This is a genomic window from Mesorhizobium sp. WSM4809 (genome assembly GCF_055811655.1).
Genome location: NZ_JBVVQW010000047.1, coordinates 1 through 3,630, shown reverse-complemented (window position 1 = coordinate 3,630; position 3,630 = coordinate 1). Strand labels below are relative to the sequence as shown.

1 protein-coding gene and 3 pseudogenes are annotated in these 3,630 nt (G+C 57.4%); 3 read left to right on the top strand and 1 reads right to left on the bottom strand.

The features are described from left to right. Window positions 1-617 precede the first annotated feature (617 nt). Window positions 618-833 (top strand): annotated as a pseudogene (locus AC0L24_RS33740) (IS3 family transposase); the annotation flags it as partial. Between the two features lie 62 nt (window positions 834-895). Further along, a pseudogene (locus AC0L24_RS33735) lies at window positions 896-1,024 on the top strand (IS3 family transposase); the annotation flags it as partial. Window positions 1,025-1,032: 8 nt separating this feature from the next. Here AC0L24_RS33735 and AC0L24_RS33730 read toward each other — a convergent pair. Beyond that, window positions 1,033-2,463: an amidohydrolase gene (locus tag AC0L24_RS33730; RefSeq protein WP_473565065.1), complete on the bottom strand. Its 1,431-nt coding sequence runs from the start codon at window positions 2,461-2,463 to the stop codon at window positions 1,033-1,035. Window positions 2,464-2,779: 316 nt separating this feature from the next. Here AC0L24_RS33730 and AC0L24_RS33725 point away from each other — a divergent pair. Continuing rightward, a pseudogene (locus AC0L24_RS33725) lies at window positions 2,780-3,584 on the top strand (IS3 family transposase). Window positions 3,585-3,630 lie beyond the last annotated feature (46 nt).

Here is a 3,630-nt window from a genome sequence, read left to right as displayed (position 1 = left end):
CCGCCTTGATGAGGTCACGTCGAGAGATTGTCATGTCTCAGTTCCCCTTTGAGCCGATCGCACGGATGACCCATGTCGTTTATTCATGAACGCCGAGAGAGTCTGGAGCGATTCACCAGGTTCGACTTCCTCTCAGATGACAGGATCATTCTTATGCAGGTTCTCTTCAGCTTTTCCGCAATTCGTCCCCTCACGGTGCATAGAACAGGATCTTTTCTTTAGATCCCGCAGGAATTCTGCATTCGTCGTTGCATGGCCGCCTGTTCATGTTGCAGGGTTGGATGTTCACACTGTGCCTAACCGGGAAAGGTCGCCAAGGTTCGTTGCAACCGCGCTGACGCCGATCAGCCCTGTTCTGAAAGCCCGCCCTTTTAGATCATAGCTCAGATGATACGCGCCAGCTTGTATGGGGAGCGCAATGGCCTGCCCCTGAAAAGTGGTCCTCCCCGAGGTATGGCCTTCGAGCCGATGGAGGACTGAAGAAAGGTAAGAAGGAGACACAGTGCGGAAGAGATCGTTACGAACTGCGGCAGGTTGACGTTCTGAGTGTTCGCATCGCCAAATCGCCGGCAGAGGTGATCGAGCAAAACGTGTGTGACGGAAGTCACATACTACCGTGGCGGTCGGAATACGGGGTATGAAGAGCGAGCCGGTCAAGCGGCTGAAGAACTTGAGATGGAGAAGCGCGGCTTCGGCGCGCTGTCTCCGACCCGATTCTGGGCAAGATGATCCTGGCGGAAGCTGGCAGGAAACTTCTTAATTAAAGCCCGCACGTCGCGCGCTTGTGTGGATCATGTTGTGCTGAACTTGGCGTTCCCGAACGACGGGCGTGCCCGGTTCTCGGTCAGCTTGAATGGCTGAAGGTCAAAGCAACCGAAACGTTGGTGATCTGGCTCTCTGGCGGAATGACGGTTCGTGTATCCGGCTTCGGCCGGAGTATCCCAATCATGTCTGGTCCTACGACTTCGCTGAGGATCGAGCCCGCAATGGAAGGAAATCCCGCATGCTCAACATGTTCGATGATTAAACCACCTAGAGTTTTTGCTGTTTGCCCCCCATTTGGAGAGGCGGTTTTGCATCCATCTCGATCGGGTTGGTGAAGGGGTTTTCATCGCGAAACCGTTTGAACGCGTCCTTTGCCGCCGACAGAAGAGTTGGATTTGAAAGGACATCGGCAGCAACTCCCGCCATGGCCTTTGCTGCAAGCGTGAGTCCTTTGTGTGCGGCCGGAGATTTACATTGAGCGACGAGCTGCCACGAATGGAATGGCGTTCCCACAGCAAAACACGCCACATCGCACTGCACTGTCGGGACTACCCAGCTCACGGTGCCTACGTCGGTGGATCCCATCGGATCTGCGCGGGAGGCATCCAGATCGTAGATCTGCTCGCTCAGAGGTTCCGATCTAACTGGGAGCCCATAACTGCGATAGTACCAATGGATTTCGTCTGGGGTCAGCGTCTGTTGTATTTTTGCAGCGAATTCATTGTCAAAGCTGTCAAAAGCGGGGGCTCCTAGCTGCTCCAGATTCGCCTGCATCGCTTCTTCTAACGGTGCATTCCCGACCAAGTTCGCCTCGCCAGCAAGCTGATTTACGTGCATCGCGGTCTCAGTCATTAGGGCCGCGCCCTCGGCAATTTTCTTCACTCGTTCAACGAGGCCCCACATTTCGTCGAGTGTAGGCGCACGAATAAGGTGTCGGACAACGGCACGCGACTGCACCACATTTGGCGCGAGACCTCCACCGTCGATGAGAGCGTAATGGACACGAGCCGAGGAAGACATGTGCTCCCGCATATAGTTCACCCCCACGCTCATGAGTTCCACGGCGTCGAGCGCACTTCGTCCTTGATGCGCCACTGCAGCATGAGCTGCTCGGCCATGAAAAGTGAATTCCATCTCTACGCACGCAAGTGAAGCAGCAGGCATTACGCCTGTGAAAATATTGGGATGCCAACTAATTGCCACATCCACGTCGTCAAACGCACCAGCACGGACCAAAAAGCTCTTTCCAGATCCGCTCTCTTCGGCGGGACAGCCGTAATACCGAACTCGCCCTGGCAACCCGGCTTCGGTGAGCCAGTTCTTCACAGCCACGGCGGCCAACAGGGATGCCGAGCCAAGCATGTTATGGCCGCAACCGTGCCCACAACCGCCTGACAAGAGAGGCCGCTCCTCTGCCAGACCCGCCTCTTGGCTCAACCCAGGCAACGCGTCGTACTCCCCAAGTATCGCTATTATTGGTCCACCGTTGCCCGCCTCGCCCATGATCGCAGTTGGGATATTCGCCAATCCTTCCGTCACCGCAAAGCCTTCCGCGGTGAGCGCGCGGCCATGCTCAGTCGCGGCAAAGAGTTCCTGATAGTTTAGCTCGGGGTTGTCCCAGATCCTGTCACTTAGCTCATGGAACCTAGTCTTATGATCATCGACTTGCTGCCAGACCGGTTTCGAATTTCTCAACATCAAGTTTCTCGCCTAGTTAGGTGCAGTGCCGATTGATATGCGTTGATATCGAAGCCGAAAAAAAGCGCACCTCACCGGAGCCCCGATGCATGTGTCTCTGACGTTCATTGCTTTCGATATCCCCTCGGCCTCAAGTTTTGCGACGTTAATCGATCTTTACGCCCGCTTCGCGGCGGTTTCCTCTGGTTCCCGGTGAATTTCGGCAAGGGCGAGTGCCTTTGCGCAGAAATGAGTTGGACACTGTGGAATTACTATCAAAGCCGCGCAGCTTGATCTCCATGAGAACGTGCTGCGTAGTAAGACCGTATGTCCGCCTCTGCCGGCGAGGATCGGCTCGGCCCGCCCGAGCAACCCTCGGACGCGCTGTGTAGGGCGAGCCACCTCACCGGCAGAGGCGGACAACGGTCTTACCGTGCGTAAATGGATCCGCGAGGCGAGCGGTGTTTCGCAGCATGCCTTTTCCCACCATGGGCAGATGAAGCCGCAGCACATCGACCAACTTCGCAAGGAAGTCGCGAGGCTGTAGGCCGCAGCGCGACATCCTAAAAAAGGCCGCAGCCTTCTTCGCGGGGGAAGTGATATGAGGTCCGCCTTCATCGCGAAGCACCGGAGCATCTGGCCGGTGACATGGCTATGCAACGCGCTGAATGTTCTCGCTCGGGCTTCCGGGCCTGGCTCAACCGCACGCCCAGCGCCCGCTCCCGCCATGATGAGGTGCTGGTGACGGCGATTAATCGAAGCTTCGAAGAGCAGCGACCGCACCTATGGTGGCCGGCGCGTCTAGCACGACGTGCTGGCGGAGGTCTCTGCTGCGGCCTACATCGAGTGGAACGGCTGAAGCGTGAGAACGGGCTGCCTGCGGCTGCGGCGTCGTGGTCTACCGAAAGACCCCGGCCAGCGGGCGGCCGTGTCGGACAACCTCCTCGGCCGCTCCTTCGAGGCTGCAGCGCCGAACCGGAAGTGGATCGCCGACTTCTTCTCGGCGCTGAAAACCGAGCGCACCGCTCAAGGTCTACAGCACTAGGGATGACGCCAGGGCGGATGTATTCGATTACACGGAGCGATTCTACAACCCTCAACGACGGCACTTGAGATCGTGTCCCAGGGAGTGGTGTAGCTGACGGCTTGGTCGCCGCGCTGTCCGGCAAGAGCCGGGCAGATCAGCGC

Bases quoted from the DNA above. Each gene is read 5' to 3' on its own strand.
- AC0L24_RS33730 (WP_473565065.1), bottom strand. From the start codon at position 2,463: ATGTTGAGAAATTCGAAACCGGTCTGGCAGCAAGTCGATGATCATAAG.